This window comes from Quadrisphaera sp. DSM 44207, assembly GCF_900101335.1.
GTDB lineage: Bacteria > Actinomycetota > Actinomycetes > Actinomycetales > Quadrisphaeraceae > DSM-44207.
The window spans coordinates 203,119-219,884 of record NZ_FNKA01000003.1; the positions used below are offsets into that span (position 1 = coordinate 203,119).

13 protein-coding genes are annotated in these 16,766 nt (G+C 74.4%); 7 read left to right on the top strand and 6 right to left on the bottom strand.

All coding sequences use genetic code 11. The features are described from left to right. Positions 1–25: 25 nt before the first annotated feature. Entirely contained in the window at positions 26–961 is a 936-nt protein-coding gene (locus tag BLS82_RS11335) for a GGDEF domain-containing protein (protein WP_143028826.1), read from the top strand. 2 nt (positions 962–963) lie between these two features. On the opposite strand, the gene BLS82_RS11340 is transcribed toward BLS82_RS11335, so the two are convergent. Continuing rightward, positions 964–2,007 carry an LLM class flavin-dependent oxidoreductase gene (locus BLS82_RS11340; protein ID WP_092865803.1) on the bottom strand — a complete coding sequence of 348 codons (1,044 nt, stop codon included), beginning with the start codon at positions 2,005–2,007 and terminating at the stop codon, positions 964–966. Between the two features lie 125 nt (positions 2,008–2,132). Between BLS82_RS11340 and BLS82_RS11345 the strand changes: the two genes are divergently transcribed. After that, positions 2,133–2,648: a hypothetical protein gene (locus tag BLS82_RS11345; protein ID WP_092865806.1), complete on the top strand. Its 516-nt coding sequence runs from the start codon at positions 2,133–2,135 to the stop codon at positions 2,646–2,648. Between the two features lie 191 nt (positions 2,649–2,839). Here the strand turns inward: BLS82_RS11345 and BLS82_RS11350 are convergent, their stop codons facing one another. The 3 genes from BLS82_RS11350 to BLS82_RS11360 are packed head-to-tail and all read right to left on the bottom strand — an operon-like array spanning position 2,840 to position 6,610. After that, the gene (locus tag BLS82_RS11350; protein WP_255378293.1) at positions 2,840–4,402 is read right to left on the bottom strand and encodes a dolichyl-phosphate-mannose--protein mannosyltransferase; all 1,563 of its coding nucleotides are present in this window, start codon (positions 4,400–4,402) and stop codon (positions 2,840–2,842) included. 47 nt (positions 4,403–4,449) lie between these two features. Beyond that, positions 4,450–5,424, bottom strand: a complete 975-nt coding sequence (locus tag BLS82_RS11355; protein WP_092865812.1) for an EamA family transporter — start codon at positions 5,422–5,424, stop codon at positions 4,450–4,452. A gap of 1 nt (position 5,425) precedes the next feature. After that, entirely contained in the window at positions 5,426–6,610 is a 1,185-nt protein-coding gene (locus BLS82_RS11360; RefSeq protein ID WP_092865815.1) for a pyridoxal phosphate-dependent aminotransferase, read from the bottom strand. 172 nt (positions 6,611–6,782) lie between these two features. Here BLS82_RS11360 and BLS82_RS16095 point away from each other — a divergent pair, with 172 nt between their 5' ends. Both BLS82_RS16095 and rsmI read left to right on the top strand, forming a co-directional pair. Beyond that, a complete protein-coding gene (locus tag BLS82_RS16095) occupies positions 6,783–7,550 on the top strand; it encodes a hypothetical protein (RefSeq protein WP_143028827.1) in 768 nt (255 codons plus the stop codon). Positions 7,551–7,642: 92 nt separating this feature from the next. Next, positions 7,643–8,491 carry a 16S rRNA (cytidine(1402)-2'-O)-methyltransferase gene (rsmI, locus tag BLS82_RS16100; protein ID WP_143028828.1) on the top strand — a complete coding sequence of 283 codons (849 nt, stop codon included), beginning with the start codon at positions 7,643–7,645 and terminating at the stop codon, positions 8,489–8,491. Between the two features lie 22 nt (positions 8,492–8,513). On the opposite strand, the gene rfbB is transcribed toward rsmI, so the two are convergent. After that, positions 8,514–9,527 (bottom strand): dTDP-glucose 4,6-dehydratase, encoded by a 1,014-nt coding sequence (gene rfbB, locus BLS82_RS11370; RefSeq protein WP_092865817.1) that lies wholly within the window; start codon positions 9,525–9,527, stop codon positions 8,514–8,516. Positions 9,528–9,632: 105 nt separating this feature from the next. After that, positions 9,633–10,502, bottom strand: a complete 870-nt coding sequence (gene rfbA / locus BLS82_RS11375) for a glucose-1-phosphate thymidylyltransferase RfbA (protein WP_092865820.1) — start codon at positions 10,500–10,502, stop codon at positions 9,633–9,635. A 44-nt stretch (positions 10,503–10,546) separates the two neighbouring features. On the opposite strand from rfbA, the gene rfbD reads away from it, so the two are divergent. The 3 genes from rfbD (at position 10,547) to BLS82_RS11390 (ending at position 16,756) form a co-directional block, all read left to right on the top strand. After that, a complete protein-coding gene (gene rfbD / locus BLS82_RS11380; RefSeq protein ID WP_092865831.1) occupies positions 10,547–11,455 on the top strand; it encodes a dTDP-4-dehydrorhamnose reductase in 909 nt (302 codons plus the stop codon). Between the two features lie 11 nt (positions 11,456–11,466). Further along, entirely contained in the window at positions 11,467–12,660 is a 1,194-nt protein-coding gene (locus tag BLS82_RS11385; protein ID WP_092865834.1) for an aminotransferase class I/II-fold pyridoxal phosphate-dependent enzyme, read from the top strand. A 286-nt stretch (positions 12,661–12,946) separates the two neighbouring features. Further along, positions 12,947–16,756 carry an SGNH hydrolase domain-containing protein gene (locus tag BLS82_RS11390; protein WP_092865836.1) on the top strand — a complete coding sequence of 1,270 codons (3,810 nt, stop codon included), beginning with the start codon at positions 12,947–12,949 and terminating at the stop codon, positions 16,754–16,756. The last annotated feature ends 10 nt before the right edge of the window (positions 16,757–16,766 follow it).

Sequence of the window (16,766 nt, forward strand, 5' to 3'; positions counted from 1 at the left end):
CTCGAACGCCTGGCAGGCTGCCCCGATGCGCTCTGGCCCCCACCGCCTCACCAGCGGCCGGCACCGCACCGCCGACGGGTCGGAGCCGGAGGGGGAGTTCCGGCCCGCGGACGCCGCGACGCTGGGGGCCGCCTTCCGCGCCGCTCCGATCGCCCTGGCCGTCGTGGACGACGAGGGCCGCTGCACGGACGTCAACGACGCCTTCGTCGCGCTCCTCGGCTACCCGCGCGAGGAGCTGGTCGGCCGCTCCTACGCCGTCCTGACGCACCCGGACGACCGCCACCTCGACTCCGCCGCCGTCGCGCAGATGGCCGCCGACGGCGCCGGCCCCACCGTCGAGAAGCGCTTCGTGCACCAGGAGGGCCGCACCGTGTGGACCCGGACGACGGCCCGCCTGCTCGGGGACGCCGCCCCCGGGCACGCCGTCGCCGTGATCGAGCACGTCGACCAGCGCCGCGACGAGGAGGGGCGGCTGCGGTGGCTCGCCCTGCACGACCCGCTCACCGGGGCGGCCAACCGCGCGCTCCTCGACGACCGCATGGAGCAGGCGCTGGCCGCGCGCGACCGGGACGGCGGCGTCCTGGCCGTCGTCCTCGCCGACGTCGACGACTTCAAGGTCCTCAACGACCGCCACGGCCACCTGTTCGGCGACCAGGTGCTCATCGCGGTCGTGCGCGCCGCGACGGCCGCCGTCCGCGACCGCGACACGGTGGCCCGCCTCGGCGGCGACGAGTTCGTCGTCCTCGCGCACGTGCACTCGGCCGCCGAGGCGCACCAGGTGCTCCAGCGGCTGCGCACCGTGCTGCGGCGCACGGTCGCGGTCGGCAGCCGCCGCGTCGACGTCCGCGCGAGCTGCGGACTGGCGGTCGTGGACCGTCCCGGCCGCGCGGCCGCCGACGTCCTCGCCGAGGCGGACGCCGCGATGTACGCGGCGAAGCGCTCGGCGCGCGAGGAGGACTGACCTCACGCGCCCCGGCGGGCGACCTCCGCGCGCACCGCGGGCGCGACCTCGGTGCCCAGCAGCTCGATGGCCCGCATCACGTCGCGGTGCGGCAGCGTGCCGGTGCTCACGTGCAGCATGAACCGGTCGATGCCCAGCACCTCGTGGTTGAGCAGCAGCTTCTCGGTCACCTCGGCCGGGCTGCCCACGAACAGCGCGCCGCGCAGGGTGCGCCCGGCGTCGAAGGCCGCGCGGGTGTACGGCGCCCACCCGCGCTCGCGCCCGATCGTCGTCATCGCCGCCGCGTAGGAGGGGAAGCTCGTGTCGGCCGCGCCCTGCGAGGTCTCCGCGAGGAAGCCGTGCGAGTGCGTGGCCACGGGCAGCGCCGCCGGGTCGTGCCCGGCGCGCCGGGCGGCCTCGCGGTACAGCCGCACCAGCGGGGCGAACTGCTCCGGCATGCCGCCGATGATCGCGACCGCCAGCGGCAGGCCCAGGGTGCCGGCGCGCACGACGGACTGCGGGTTGCCGCCCACGCCGACCCACACCGGCAGGGGGTCCTGCACCGGGCGCGGGTAGACCCCGGCGTCGGCGAGCGCGGGGCGGTGCCGGCCTCGCCACGTGACCCTCTCGGAGGCGCGGACGCGCAGCAGCAGGTCCAGCTTCTCGGCGAATAGGTCGTCGTAGTCGGCGAGGTCGTAGCCGAACAGCGGGAAGGACTCGATGAACGACCCGCGGCCGGCGATGACCTCCGCGCGCCCGCCGGAGACCAGGTCCAGGGTGGCGAAGTCCTGGAAGACGCGCACCGGGTCGTCGGAGCTGAGCACGGTGACGGCGCTCGTCAGCCGGACCCGCTCGGTGCGCGCGGTCGCGGCGGCCAGCAGCACGGCCGGGGCGGAGGCGACGAAGTCGGGCCGGTGGTGCTCGCCGAGGCCGTAGACGTCGAGACCGACCTGGTCGGCGAGGACGACCTCCTCGACCACCTCGCGGGCGCGCTGGGCCGGGCTCATCACCTCGCCGGTGGTGGGGTCCGGGGTCGTCTCCGCGAACGAGCTGATGCCGATCTGCACGGCGGGCCTCCTCTTGTGGTGCTGACGCGTCCAGGGTCCACGACGGCGCGGCGCTCCGGCGCCGCCGCGCCGGACCACCCGGACGGCCCCTCCAGCCGCGGGGCCCGGGTGCCGATGCCCACCGGGTGACCGTGCCCGGGCTGGACGTCCCCTCCCCGCCGGACGCTCTCGCCCGGGTGGAGCGGTCGGCGCCCGCGCGGGAGTGGACGCCGCCGGAGGCGGCTCCGCGACCGCTCGGCGAGGCCCCGCCGGTCTTCCGCGGCAGCGTCCCACCCGGGGCGCCGCCCCCCGGCACGGGGGGGTCGGTCCCGCGCGGCAGGGCCGCCGCCTCCCGCACCGCCGCCCCGCGGGGCGTCGTGCCCCGCGACGCGGACGTGCTGCGCGGCTGGTGGTCCGCGGCGGTGACGTGCTCGGTGCTCACCTGCTTCGCCGTCCTCATCGTCACCGGGCGCGTGGTGACCGAGGGCCCGGTGCTGTTCTCGATCAGCCGCACCCACGGCGTCCACGCCGGGGACGTCCTCGTCGCTGCGGCCTGGGTGCTGGGGACGGCCACGGCGCTCGGGCGGGCGCTGGCCCCGGCGCGCCGACACTCCCGGCCCGCGCCGGGTCCCCGAGATCGCGGCACCCGGTCCGCATACTGACGCCGTGTCCGTGATCCTCCTCGCAGCGCTGCTCTGGACCTCGGCCTCGGTCGGTGCCGGGCTGTTCCTCGGTGCCCTCGTCCGCACGGCGGACCGGCGCGACGCGGCCGGCCCGCGCACCGCCGGCGCGGTGGGGCCGGTGGGGCCGGCGGTCGCCGCCATCCCCGCCCCGCGCGAGGCGCCGGTCGCGCTCAGATCCAGGACGGGAGCCACATCCGCGCCCGCCACTGCGCGTAGGGGATGACCTCGCCGGTCCACACGGGCCAGAAGTACGCCGCCGCCACGACGGCGCCGATCACCACCGCGCCCGCCAGCGCCGCGCCGGTGCGCCGCCGCGCGGGCGCGGCGTCCGGCGGCCCGAGCACCAGCCCGAGCGCGTGGGCGAGGCCGAGGACGAGGAACGGCAGGAACGCCACGGCGTAGAACGTGAAGATCGTGCGCTCGGCGTAGAGGAACCACGGCAGCCAGCCCGCCGCGACGCCCGCGAGGACGGCGCCCGCGCGCCAGTCGCGGCGCAGCGCCCAGCTGAGCACCAGCACCGGCAGCGCGAGGGCCCCCGCCCACCACACCACGGGGTTGCCGAGGGAGGTGATGGCCCTCGAGCACTGCTCGACCGCGCACCCGGGGTCGCCGAGGACGGAGCCCTCGTAGAAGAAGGACGTCGGGCGCCCCTGCACGATCCACGACCACGGGTGCGACTCGTAGTCGTGCGGGGAGGTCAGGCCGGTGTGGAAGGCCCACATGTCCTGGTGGTAGCGCCACAGCGAGCGCAGCGCCGGCGGCAGCCAGGTCACGCCCTCGCCCGGATTCTCCTGCGCCCACCGCCGCAGGTGCGCGTCGTCCGAGGCGAACCACCCCGCCCAGGTCGCGACGTAGACGACGACCACCGTCGGCAGCACCACCGCCGCGGCGGGCGCGCCGTCGCGCAGCAGGCCCTGCCCCCAGCGCGGCAGCCTCGCCGCGCGGCGGGCGCCGACGTCCCACAGCACCGTCAGCAGCCCGAAGGCCGCCACGAAGTACAGGCCCGACCACTTCACCCCGCAGGCGAGGCCCAGGCAGACCGCGGCCGCCCACCGCCACGGCCGCAGCCGCGCTCCCCAGCTGCTGGGGCCGGCGCCGCACAGCCGGCGCACCAGCTGCTCGCGGGAGGCCTCGCGGTCGAGCAGCAGCGCGCCGAAGGCGAGCAGCACCCAGAGGGTGAGGAAGAGGTCCAGCAGGCCCGTGCGGCTGTGCACCAGGTGCAGGCCGTCCACCGCGAGCAGCAGCCCGGCGGTGCAGCCGAGCAGCGTCGAGCCGAGCAGGCGCCGCCCGATCCGCGCCACGACCAGCACCATGACGGTGCCCACGACGGCGCTCGAGAAGCGCCATCCGACCGAGGACTCCACCCCGAACAGCGCCTGCCCGACGGCGATCATCCACTTGCCCACCGGCGGGTGCACGGGGTAGTCCGCCTCGTCGAGGAAGGCGTCGGGCGAGCCGGCGGTGAAGTCCTCGTCGGCGCCCTCGGGCCAGCGCAGCTCGTAGCCGACGCGCAGCAGCGTGTACGCCTGCTTGACGTAGTACGTCTCGTCGAAGACGAGCTGGTGCGGCTCGCCGAGGCGCCAGAACCGCAGGACGCCGGCCAGGGCGGCGACCAGCAGCGGCCCCGCCCAGCCCCGCAGCCGGTCGCCGCGCGCCCGCTCGCGCCGGGGCCCGAGCAGGCGCTCGCGCAGGGCCGCCTGCTCGTGCTCGGTGCGCGCTCGGGGAGCGCGCACGGCGCCGGCCCTCGGCCTCGCGCCCGGCCTGCTCAGCACCTGCGCCCTCATCCCGGGCCCACCGCGTCCACCCCCGGTCCCCGCTCCTCCAGCGCCGCCCCCGGCGCCGCTCCCGCTGCCGCGTCCGGCGCCGCCTCCGCCGACGCCTCCGCCGAGCCCGGGACGGCGCCCAGGCTGGCCGCGACGACCAGGGCGATCCCGGCCAGCGCGGCCGGGCCCGGCCGCTGCCCGGCGACCACCAGCCCCGCGAGCACGGCCACCGCCGGCTCCAGGCTCATCATGACGCCGAAGGCGCGCGGGCTGAGCCGGCGCAGCGTCGCCAGCTCCAGGGAGTAGGGCAGCACCCCGGACAGCAGCGCGACCGCCGCGCCCGCCAGCAGGTGCTCCGGCTCCAGCAGGGCCGCGCCCGCCGTGGCCGCGCCCAGGGGCACGAGGACGGCGCTGGCGGCGACCATCGCCCACGCCAGGCCCGCGGTGCCCGAGACGGCGCCGGCCAGGCGGGAGCCGAGCAGGATGTACCCGGCCCAGGCCGCGCCCGCCGCGAGCGCGAGCGCGACGCCGGCCGGGTCCAGCCCGGCGCCGGCCCCACCGGCCGAGGCCTCCCCGAGCACCGTCGGCCCGAGCAGCACCGCCAGGCCGGCGACCGCGAGGGCCACCCACAGCAGGTGCCGGCGCGTGCGCGAGCCGGCGACCGCGACGCCGAGGGGCCCCAGCAGCTCCAGGGCGACGGCGACCCCGAGCGGGATGCGCTCCAGGGAGAGGTAGAAGAGCAGGTTCATGGTGCCGAGGACGGCGCCGAAGGCGACGACGAGCCCGCGCGTGCGCCCCCTCGGCACGGCCCGCCACGCCCGCCCGAGCACCACCAGGCACAGCGCGCCGACGCCCATCCGCAGGGCCAGGACGCCGGTCGCGCCGAGGGCGGGGAAGAGCAGGGTGGCCACGGCGGCGCCCACCTGCAGGCTCAGCGCCGCGGCGGCGAGCACCAGCTGCGGCGGCACCCGGTCCGCGGGGGAGGCCGCCACCTCAGCGGACCAGCCGCGACCCCACGGCGGCGAGACGCTCGACGGCCTCCTCCAGGACGGCGTCCTGCTTGCAGAAGGCGAAGCGCAGCAGCGACGGCGCGGCGGCCGGGTCGTCGTGGAAGGCGCTGACCGGGACGGCGACCACGCCGGCCAGGCGCGGCAGGTCCAGGCACAGGGCCATCGCGTCGTCGTGGCCCAGCGGCGCGGCGTCCGCGGTGGCGAAGTACGTGCCGTCCGGGGTGGTCACGGCGAACCCCGCCTCCCGCAGGCCCGCGACCAGCAGGTCCCGCTTGCGGCGCAGGTCCGCGGCCAGCTGGGCGTAGAAGGCGTCGGGCAGGGCCAGGGCGCCCGCGACCGCCGGCTGGAAGGGCCCGGAGCCGACGTAGGTGAGGAACTGCTTGACGGCCCGGGCGGCGGCCACGAGCTGCGGGGGCCCGTGCAGCCACCCCACCTTCCACCCCGTCACCGAGAACGTCTTGCCGGCCGAGGAGATCGTCAGCGTGCGCTCGGCCATGCCCGGCAGGGTCGCCACCGGGACGTGCGGGACGCCGTAGGTCATGTGCTCGTACACCTCGTCGGAGACGACGACCGCGTCGTGCTCGACGGCGAGGCGGGCCACCAGCTCCAGCTCCGCGCGGGAGAAGACCTTGCCCGTCGGGTTGTGCGGGCTGTTGAGCAGCACCAGCCGGGTGCGGGGCGTGAACGCCGCCCTCAGCTCCTCCTCGTCCACGGCGAAGCTCGGGGAGCGCAGCACCGCGGTGCGGCGGGTGACCCCGGCCAGGGCGGTGGTGGCGGCGTAGGAGTCGAAGTACGGCTCGAAGACGACCACCTCGTCGCCCGGCTCCGTCAGCGCCAGGACGGCGGCGGCGATCGCCTCGGTCGCGCCGACGGTGACGAGCACGTGCTCGGGGTCGACCTCCAGGCCGTAGAAGCGGCGCTGGTGGGCGGCGACGGCCTCGCGCAGCGCCGGCACGCCGGCCCCGGGCGGGTACTGGTTGGCGCCGCCGCGGATCGCCGCCACGGCGTCCTGCAGCAGGGACGCCGGCCCGTCGGTGTCCGGGAAGCCCTGCCCGAGGTTGATCGCGCCGGTGCGCGCGGCGAGCGCGCTCATCTCCGCGAAGACCGTGCTGGTGTACGGCTGCATCCTCGCGGTCAGGGCGGGGCGCGGCGTCCTCACGCCCGGCATCCTCTCGCCCGGCCGCCCGGGGCCTGGCGCCGGGGCCTTCCGGTGCTCGGGCCGCGGATCGCCCGTCCTGCGCCCGCGTCGCGCCGGGAGGAGGGCACGATGCACGTACTGTCACGCCCGGTCATCGTTGGTCAGCACCTCCGCGGCGCGGCGGAGGGGGATGGGGAGCAGGGTGGGGGAGCATCGCACCGCCGTCGGTGCCCGAGCAGGTGCCCAGGACCCGTGGTCGCCGCTGGTCGTGCTGGACCGCCGGGCCCTGGACCGGATCCGGGTCGTCCTGGTCGGGGCGTGGCTCGTCCTGGCGGCGGGCAGCGTCCTGGGCCTCGCCCTCGAGCACCTCCTGGGCCGGGACTTCGTGCTCGGCCTGGTGCCGTTCCTCGACCCCGACCAGGAGGCGAGCCTCGGCACCTGGGTGGCCGCGCTCCTGCACGCCTCCTGCGCGCTGGCCGCTGCCGGCAACGCGCTCGTGTCGCGGCGCCGCCGCGACGGCTGGCACCGCAACTGGTGGCTGCTCTGCGCGGTGTTCGCGTACATCTCCCTCGACGAGGTGGCCACGATCCACGACAGGTTCTCGGTGCCCCTGCGCACGGTGGCGGGGCTGTCCGGCCCGCTGCACTACGCCTGGTTGCTCCCGTTCACCGCCGCCGGGCTCGTGTTCCTGGTCGTCCAGGCGCGCTTCCTGCTGACCCTGGGCAGGACGGGACGGGACCTGGCGCTGTGCGGCGCCGCGTTCGTCCTCGGAGCGGCCGGCCTGGAGACCGTCAGCGGCTCCGTCGCCTCCGCCGGCGGACGGCGCACGCTGGCCTACGACGTCCTCACCACCGTCGAGGAGCTCGTCGAGTTCGCCAGCGTGATGGCCGCCCTCGTCGTGCTGCTGTCCCACCTGCTCCGGGTGCTCGGGCGCGACCCGGAGCCCGACCCGGCCGCCCGGGGCACCTGACGCCCGGTTCCCGCCCGCCCCAGGACGCCGACCGAGGACGCCGCCCCGGGACACCGCCCGAGGACGCCGCGGGCGGAGGGCAGGATGCCGGGGTGACGAGCGAGCCCGGGGCCGGCCGGATCGTGCTGGCGGGCACCCCGATCGGCAACGCCGAGGACGCCCCGCCGCGCCTGGCGCACCTGCTGCGCACGGCCGACGTCGTCGCGGCCGAGGACACCCGCCGCCTGCGCCGCCTGTGCGCGGCGCTCGGCGTCGAGCCGGCCGGGCGCGTGACCAGCTACCACGAGCACAACGAGGCCGGGCGCAGCGAGGACCTCGTGGCCGCGGCCGCCGCCGGCGCGACGGTGCTGCTGGTCACCGACGCCGGCATGCCGAGCGTGTCCGACCCGGGCTTCCGCGTCGTGGCCGCCGCCGTCGAGGCGGGCGTGCGCGTGAGCGCGGCGCCCGGCCCCTCCGCCGTGCTCGCCGCGCTCGCGGTCTCCGGGCTGCCCACGGACCGCTTCTGCTTCGAGGGCTTCCCGCCGCGCCGGGCCGGGGAGCGCGCGAAGGCCCTCGCCGCGCTGGCCGGCGAGCGGCGCACGATGGTCTTCTTCGAGGCCCCCCACCGCCTGCCCGAGACCCTGACCGCCATGGCCGAGGCCTTCGGCGGCGACCGGCCCGCGGCGGTGTGCCGGGAGCTGACGAAGACCCACGAGGAGGTCCGCCGCGGCGGACTCGCCGAGCTCGCCGCGTGGACGGCCGGCCTGGCGAGGATCGGCGAGGTCACCCTCGTCGTCGCGGGCGCGGTGCCGGTGGCGGCCGACCCGGCGGACGCCGTGGAGGAGGTCCTGGCCCGCGTGGCGGCGGGAGAGCGGCTCAAGGACGCCGTCGCGCACGTCGCGGCGTCCGCCGGCGTGCCCAGGCGGGCCCTGTACGACGCGGCGCTCGTGGCCCGCCGCTGACTCGCGCGGGCCCGGGCCGCGGTCAGGCGCCGACCGGCTCCGAGCCGTCCCGGGCCGCGAACCGGCGCTCGGCGGCGGCCTTGGCGGGGCGCCACCAGGCCTCGTTCGCGCGGTACCACGCGATGGTGGCGGCCAGGGCGTCGCGGAAGTCGGCGCGGCGGGGCCGCCAGCCGAGCTCGGTGCGCAGCTTGGTGGCGTCGATGGCGTACCGCAGGTCGTGCCCGGGCCGGTCGGGCACGAGGTCGAAGGCGCCGGGCGGCTGGCCCATCAGCTCCAGGACCAGGGCGACGACCTCGCGGTTGCTGCGCTCGCCGTCGGCGCCGACCAGGTAGGTCTCCCCGACGCGCCCGCGCTCGAGGATCGCCCACACCGCGCTGTTGTGGTCCTCGACGTGGATCCAGTCCCGCACGTTGGCCCCCCGCCCGTACACCTGGGGGCGCACCCCGTCGATGACGTTGGTGATCTGGCGGGGGATGAACTTCTCGACGTGCTGGTAGGGGCCGTAGTTGTTCGAGCAGTTGGAGATCGTCGCGCGCACCCCGAACGAGCGCACCCAGGCGCGCACGAGCAGGTCCGAGGAGGCCTTGGTCGCCGAGTAGGGGCTGGAGGGGTCGTAGGGGGTGGTCTCGGTGAAGCGCCGGGGGTCCTCCAGCGCCAGGTCGCCGTAGACCTCGTCGGTGGAGACGTGGTGGTAGCGCACGCCGTGCTCGCGCACCGCCTGCAGCAGCGTCGTGGTGCCGACGACGTTGGTCCGCACGAACGGCCACGGGTCGACCAGGGAGGCGTCGACGTGGGACTCGGCCGCGAAGTGCACCACCGCGTCGCTGCGGGCGACGAGGCCCTCGACGAGGGCGGCGTCGGTGACGTCGCCGTGCACGAACGCGACGGCCTCCTCCACCGGGGCCAGGCACGAGCGGTCCCCGGCGTAGGTGAGGGCGTCGAGGACGGTCACCTCCACGTCCGGGCGCTCGCGCACCGTCTGGTGCACGAAGTTGGCGCCGATGAACCCGGCACCACCGGTCACGAGCAGTCGCATGCGGTCTCCTGGGGGATGGGGCGGCGGTCGGCCCGCGGAGGGCATCGGCAGGTCGGGCCCCGCTGTTGAGCGGCGGTGCGGCGCGAGCGGCCCGGCGCCCGGGCCTCAGCGGCCGTGGTCGAGCAGCCGCAGCAGGGACGCGCCGTAGCGCGAGCTGGCCAGCGCCCGCGCCCGCTGCTCCAGCTGCTCGTCGGTGATGAACCCGCGGCGCCACGCGACCTCCTCCGGGGAGCCGACGACGAGGCCCTGGCGCTCCTCCACCGCGCGCACGAACGCGCCGGCGTCCAGCAGGGAGTCGAAGGTGCCGGTGTCCAGCCACGCCGTGCCGCGCGGCAGGACCTCCACGTGCAGGCGCCCGGCGTCCAGGTAGGCCCGGTTGACGTCGGTGACCTCGTACTCCCCGCGCGCGGACGGCCTCAGGGCTGCGGCGATGGCGAGGACGTCGTTGTCGTAGAAGTACAGGCCCGGCACGGCGTAGCTGGACCGCGGCCTCGCGGGCTTCTCCTGCAGCGACACGGCGCGCCGGTGCTCGTCGAGCTCGACGACGCCGTACGCGCTGGGGTCGGCGACCCAGTACGCGAAGATCGCGGCGCCGTCGACGTCGGTGAAGCGCTCCAGCCGGGTGCCCAGGCCCGGCCCGTGGAAGATGTTGTCGCCGAGCACCAGGGCCACGGCGTCCGTGCCGACGAAGCCGGCGCCGAGGACGAACGCCTGCGCCAGCCCCTCGGGCCGCTCCTGCACGGCGTAGCTGATCGCGATGCCGAACTGGCTGCCGTCGCCGAGGAGGCGGGCGAAGGCGTCGGCGTCGTGCGGCGTGGTGATCACCAGGACGTCCCGGACGCCCGCCGCCATCAGCGTGGACAGCGGGTAGTAGACCATCGGCTTGTCGTAGACGGGCAGCAGCTGCTTCGACGCGCCCTGGGTGATCGGGTGCAACCTGGTGCCGGAGCCTCCGGCGAGGACGATGCCGCGCATGGGGCTGCAGTCTGGTCCCTGCGCCGGCGGCCTAGGGTGCGCGCATGCGATGCCTGGTGGTCGGCGCCGGCGGCATGCTCGGCCAGGACCTCGTCGACGTCCTCGCCGCGGCCGGCCACGCGGTGACGGCCGCGACGCGGGCGGACCTGGACGTGCTGGACGCCGGCGCGCTCGCCGGCGCCGTCCCCGGCCACGACGCGGTCGTCAACGCCGCCGCCTGGACCGCGGTGGACGACGCCGAGACCGCCGAGGGCGCCGCCTTCGCGCTCAACGCGCTCGCGCCGGCGCTGCTCGCGCGAGCGGCGTCCGCGGCGGGAGCGCGGCTGGTGCACGTCTCGACCGACTACGTCTTCGACGGCGCGGCCGGGCACCCGTACGCCGAGGACGCGCCGCCGGCTCCGCGCTCGGCGTACGGGCGCACCAAGGCGGCGGGGGAGTGGGCGGTGCGCGCGCACGCCCCCGACGCGCTCGTGGTGCGCACCGCCTGGCTGTACGGGGCGGGCGGGGCCTGCTTCCCGCGGACCATCGCGCGGCTGGCCGCCGAGCGCGGCGGGGTCAGCGTGGTCGACGACCAGGTCGGCCAGCCCACGTGGACGCGCGACGTCGCGGGCGTGGTGGCCGCGCTGCTGGAGGTCGGGGCGCCGGGCGGGGTCTACCACGCCACGTCCTCCGGGCGGACGAGCTGGCACGGGTTCGCGCGGGCCGTCGTGGCCTCCGCCGGGCTCCATCCGCAGCTCGTCGCCCCGACGACCAGCGCGGCGTTCGTGCGCCCCGCGGCGCGCCCGGCGTTCTCGGTGCTGGGGCACGGGGCGCTGCGGGCGGTGGGCGTCGAGCCGATCGGGCCGTGGGCGCAGCGGTGGGAGGCGGCGGCGCACGCCGTGCTCCAGGCCGTGCCCGGGCTCGGGCCGGGAGTCGCGCCGGGAGTCGCGCCGGGCGCCGGCGTGCGGGCCTAGGCTGGAGCGCCATGGAGTTCCGGCGGATCCAGGGGCTGCCGCCCTACGTCTTCACCATCATCGACGGGCTGAAGGTGCAGGCCCGCCGCGCCGGCCGGGACGTCGTCGACCTCGGCTTCGGCAACCCCGACCTGCCCTCCCCGGACAAGGCCGTGGAGAAGCTGTGCGAGGCCGCGCACAACGCGCGCAACCACCGGTACTCCTCCTCGCGCGGCATCCCCAAGCTGCGCGAGGCGGTCTCGGCCCTGTACGCCCGCCGGTTCGGCGTCCACCTCGACCCCGACACCGAGGTGATCAGCACGATCGGGGCCAAGGAGGGCTTCAGCCACCTGATGTGGGTGCTGCTGCAGCCCGGTGACGCGGCGCTGGTGCCCTCGCCGTCCTACCCCATCCACATCTGGGGGCCGTACTTCGCCGGTGCCGACGCCCGCCAGGTGCCCGTCGGCCCCAAGGACGCCGAGGGCAACGTCCACGACTACGTCGACAACGTGATGGAGGCGTGGGAGTACGGCTGGCCCAAGCCGCGCGTCGTCGTCCTGTCCTTCCCGCACAACCCGACCACGGCCACGACGACGCTGGCCGACCTGCAGCGCCTCGTCGACTGGGCGCGCGAGCGCGACGTCGTCCTCGTGCACGACTTCGCCTACGCCGACACCGTCTTCGACGGGGTGGAGCCGCCGTCGATCCTGCAGTGCGAGGGCGCCGAGGACGTCGCCGTCGAGCTGTACTCGATGACGAAGTCGTACTCGATGGCCGGCTGGCGGGTCGCGTTCCTCGTCGGGAACCGCGAGGTGGTCGCCGCGCTGACCAAGCTCAAGTCGTACCTGGACTACGGCACCTTCCAGCCGATCCAGATCGCGGCGACCGTGGTGCTCAACGAGGAGGTCGACCACCCCTCGCAGGTCAGCGCCGTGTACCGGTCGCGGCGCGACGCGCTCGTGGAGGGGCTGGCGCGCGCGGGCTGGGAGATCCCCACCCCGAGGGGGACGATGTTCGCCTGGGCGCGCATCCCGGAGCCGTACGCGGAACTGCGCTCGATCGACTTCGCGAAGCTGCTCGTGGAGGACTGCGACGTGGCGGTCTCCCCGGGTGTCGGCTTCGGCCCGCAGGGCGACGACTACGTCCGCTTCGCGCTCATCGAGAACGAGCAGCGCATCGCGCAGGCCGCGCGGCAGCTGCGCAGGGGGCTGCCGAAGCTCGGCTAGGCGCACCGCCCGGGCACCTGCTGGAGAGCCGGGCACCGCAGCGAGCAGGCGTCTGCGCGTGACGAGGTGATCGCCGTCCCTGCGGTGGATCAGGCCGATCGCCCCTCGGCGACGTCGCCGCCGTCCTACAGTTCCCAACGTCGTCACAGCGATCTCTGTGGCGGCAGGGCCACCCAGTGCCGCGTGTCCCGATCCGTGTCGGGCGGGCGCATGCGGGGGTCTTTTGTCTGCTGTTTCCAAGGTCGCGTCAACGGGCCGTGATGCGGCTTCGTCGTCCCGAAACGCCATGCCGATGCCGCCGTCGGACGGCGAGAAGCACTGGTACATGGGTCGGCAGCACCGTTGGTTGCTGCTGGCGCAGGCCTTGTCCTTCGCGCTCATCGCCTACAGCATTGCGCGCTTCGCCACTGCGGACACTCGGCTGCTGCTCTTCTTGGTGCCCGTCGCGCTGTACTCCGTGACGCTGCTCATCTCATCGCTGAGCGGCGCTCGGAAGAAGCGGACCTCACTTGCTGACCACCGATCGCGCGTGCGCACCTACAGGCCCAGCGCATGGCCGACCGTCGACGTCTTCCTCCCGACGGCGGGGGAACCTCTCGAGGTGCTGCAGAACACCTACCACCACGTGAGCCGCATGCAGTGGCCGGCGACGCTGGAGGTCTACGTCCTCGACGACGGAGCCCGCGACGACGTGAGAGCGCTGGCACACGAGCACGGATTCCACTACCTCAGCCGGAGCGATCGCGGACGCCTGAAGAAGGCGGGGAACCTCCGGTTCGGCTACGAGCACAGCAGCGGCGACCTCATCGCCATCTTCGATGCCGACTTCGTTCCGAGGCCGGACTACCTCTCCGAGCTGGTTCCCTACTTCGACGAACCGGACATCGGGATCGTCCAGTCACCTCAGTTCTTCGACGCGCCCAAGGGCATGCACTGGCTGCAGCGCTGTGCCGGTGCGACGCAGGAGCTGTTCTACCGCTGGATCCAGCCCGCCCGTGATCGCGCACGTGCGGCGATCTGCGTGGGGACGTGCGCCATCTACCGCCGTGCAGCGCTGGAGCAGTCGGGCGGCTTCGCACAGATCGGTCACTCGGAGGACGTGCACACCGGGGTCAACCTGATGAAGGCGGGCTTCCACGTCAGGTACGTTCCCGTCCTGGTGGCCAAGGGGTTGTGCCCCGACACCCTGGCGGGCTTCCTCAACCAGCAGTACCGCTGGTGCACGGGCTCGATGAGCCTCCTGGCCGACAAGAGCTTCCACGCAGCTGAGCACATCAGGCCCAAGCAGCGCATCTGTTTCTGGGCGGGTTTCCTGTACTACATCTCGACTGCGCTCAACGCCTTCGTGGCTCCTCTTCCAGCTCTCGCGATGCTCTACGTCCTGCCGCAGTGGGTGGAGCCGATGAACAGCATCTGGCTCGTCGGCGCGCTGTGCCTGTGGCTGTTCGTCCTGCCGGCGCTCATGAAAGGGCGCTGGCGGATAGACGTGTTGCGCGTGCAGCTGTTGTACTCGTTCGCCCATGCCGTGGCGATCTTCGACATCGTGACGGGACGGACCAAGGAGTGGGTGGCGACGGGCACGGCGAACGGCCGTTCCACGCCGCTGGCGACGACGATCTCCCGTACCGCCAAGGTCTACGTGGGTGTTACGCAGGTCCTCATCTACGTGGGCCTCGTCCGCGGAACCTGGCTGTACGGCCTCCACGAGTACTGGGCCATGATCGCCCTGGCCGTGCTCGGCGCGTACGTCCACCTGCCCCTCCTGACCCTCAGGGCTGCGCCGCAACCGGTGGTGGCCCCTTCGATCACCGCTCCCGCAGGGATGATCAGGCTGCCGGAGACTGCGGTCGTCAGCGCCCCCGGCGTCATCGCGCTCCCTGACGAGGAGAGTGCGCTGACCATGGCGAAGGGCGCGTCAGCACCGGCTGACCTGCGGGAGCGCGGCTCGGCAGCGGGAGCCGCTGTGGTCCCGCCTCCCCGGCGGATCGACGTACAGGCTCCTGGCTCTCCGCACCCGCACAGCGCCATCAGCTCGCGCCCGACAGCCGGTGTCGCCTCCACTGATGGGGCCGTTCCGCCGGATCGGCGACACGGACCTGGGCACTTCAGGGCGGACGTCCAGGGTCTGCGCGCCGTCGCGGTGATCCTCGTCATCCTCTACCACTCCGGTGTTCCTCGCGTCACCGGCGGCTACGTGGGCGTGGACGTCTTCTTCGTCATCTCCGGGTTCCTCATCACCGGCCAGCTCGTTCGTGAGATGCGTGGCACGGGGAGGATCGACCTGCTGTCCTTCTACGGACGCCGCGCTCGCCGCCTCCTGCCGCCGGCAGCGCTCGTGCTCCTCACGACCGTGGTCGCCTTCCGCCTCTGGGGGCCGATGCTGCAGATCGAGGGCGTGGCCCTCGACGCCTTGTTCGCAGCGGTCTACGCGCTCAACTACCGCCTGGCGGTCCAGGGCGTCGACTACCAGCGAGCGGCCGGCCCGGAGTCGCCGCTGCAGCACTTCTGGAGCCTGGCGGTCGAGGAGCAGTTCTACATCCTGTGGCCTGTCGTGCTCATGGCCTGTTGCTGGGTGGCACGGCGGCACCGAACAGCTGTGATCACGGCCGTGTTGAGCTTGATCTGTGCCGTCTCGTTCTACTGCTCCGTGACCACGACGACGCAGAACGCACCGCTCGCGTACTTCAGCTTGCAGACGCGCGCGTGGGAGCTCGCTGCTGGGGCCCTCGTGGCCTTGGTAGCAGGGCGCTTGAGCGTCATCCCTCGCTCGATCGCTGCTGTGATGTCGTGGTCAGGGTTGGCGGCGATCCTGTGGTCAGGCCTGTCCTACAGCAGCGACACGCCGTTCCCCGGAACAGCCGCCCTCGTGCCCGTCCTGGGTGCTGCCGCCGTCATCGCAGCCGGTGGCCGGCAGGGCCGACTGAGCGCTGATCGTGTGCTGGCGCGGCGTCCCGTGCTGGCCATCGGCGATGTCTCGTACGCCTGGTACCTGTGGCACTGGCCGCTGATCGTCATCGTCCCGAGCGTGTACGGACGCACCTTCCAGTGGTGGGAACTCGCTGAGCTGTCCGTGGTGGCCCTCGCGCTGGCCGTGCTGACCTACTGGATCATCGAGTCGCCGAGCGCGCACGCGCGCCTGCGCACCCCGTCGTGGCTGGGGGTCGGAACGGTCCTCAACGGGGCTGTCGCTCTGACCGCCGTGTTAGTGCTCGTGACTGTTCCGGTGCTCGTCGGCAGCGGTCGCCCCGCCGTCGCTCTCACCCTGGACCGGTCTGACATCCAAGGCGTCAAGAACGCTGTGGCGGAGGGCACGTCGATCTCGGCGGCTCCGAGCAACCTCGAGCCCGGCCTCGCGGTGGTGAAGGACGACCAGCCTCGATCAACGGCGGACGGGTGCCATGCGGGTTTCCTGGTCGTCCACCAGGGGGACTGCGTCTACGGGGATGCGGATGGTGAGCGCACCATGGTGCTCGTCGGGGATTCCCATGCGCAGCAGTGGCTTCCCGCGCTCGATCGGCAGGCGCAGGCCGCGCGCTGGCGAGTCGTGAGCTGGACGAAGGCGGCATGCCCGATGGCAGATGTGGACGTTCACAGCAAGGAGCTGCAGCGCACCTATTCCGAGTGCTCGGAGTGGCGGGAGCGCACGATCGGGCGCATTGCTGAGCTCCACCCGGACGTCGTGGTGGTGGCCCAGAGCGATGCGGTGCCGGGAACGCAGGTGAGCAACCTCGACTGGGCCGAGAAGACCGTCATGACCGTGGAGCGTCTCAGGGCGGTCGACCTGCCGGTGTACTACCTCTTGGACACGCCCTATCCGGGTCAGGACGTGTCGGACTGCGTCGCGAAGAACCTGCAGGACGTGGGGTCGTGCGTGTTGCCTCGGAACCTCGCATGGCCGTACAGCGGCAGGCACGAGACCATGGCCGAGACGCTGTCCATGGCCAACGTGGCACTGGTGGAACCGGCCGACTGGTTCTGCACCGTCTCCGACTGTCCGGCGGTCGTCGGGAACATGCTGGTGTACCGCGACGACAGCCACATCTCCACGAGCTACAGCGCTTGGCTCGCTCCCATGTTCGCGCCGCTGTTCCGGTGAACCGCCGAGC

What these genes read in the sequence shown, in the direction of transcription:
- BLS82_RS11335 (WP_143028826.1), top strand. Translation starts at nt 26, where the DNA reads ATGCGCTCTGGCCCCCACCGCCTCACCAGCGGCCGGCACCGCACCGCC.
- BLS82_RS11360 (WP_092865815.1), bottom strand. Translation starts at nt 6,610, where the DNA reads ATGCCGGGCGTGAGGACGCCGCGCCCCGCCCTGACCGCGAGGATGCAG.
- rfbB (WP_092865817.1), bottom strand. Translation starts at nt 9,527, where the DNA reads ATGCGACTGCTCGTGACCGGTGGTGCCGGGTTCATCGGCGCCAACTTC.
- rfbA (WP_092865820.1), bottom strand. Translation starts at nt 10,502, where the DNA reads ATGCGCGGCATCGTCCTCGCCGGAGGCTCCGGCACCAGGTTGCACCCG.
- rfbD (WP_092865831.1), top strand. Translation starts at nt 10,547, where the DNA reads ATGCGATGCCTGGTGGTCGGCGCCGGCGGCATGCTCGGCCAGGACCTC.
- BLS82_RS11385 (WP_092865834.1), top strand. Translation starts at nt 11,467, where the DNA reads ATGGAGTTCCGGCGGATCCAGGGGCTGCCGCCCTACGTCTTCACCATC.
- BLS82_RS11390 (WP_092865836.1), top strand. Translation starts at nt 12,947, where the DNA reads ATGCCGATGCCGCCGTCGGACGGCGAGAAGCACTGGTACATGGGTCGG.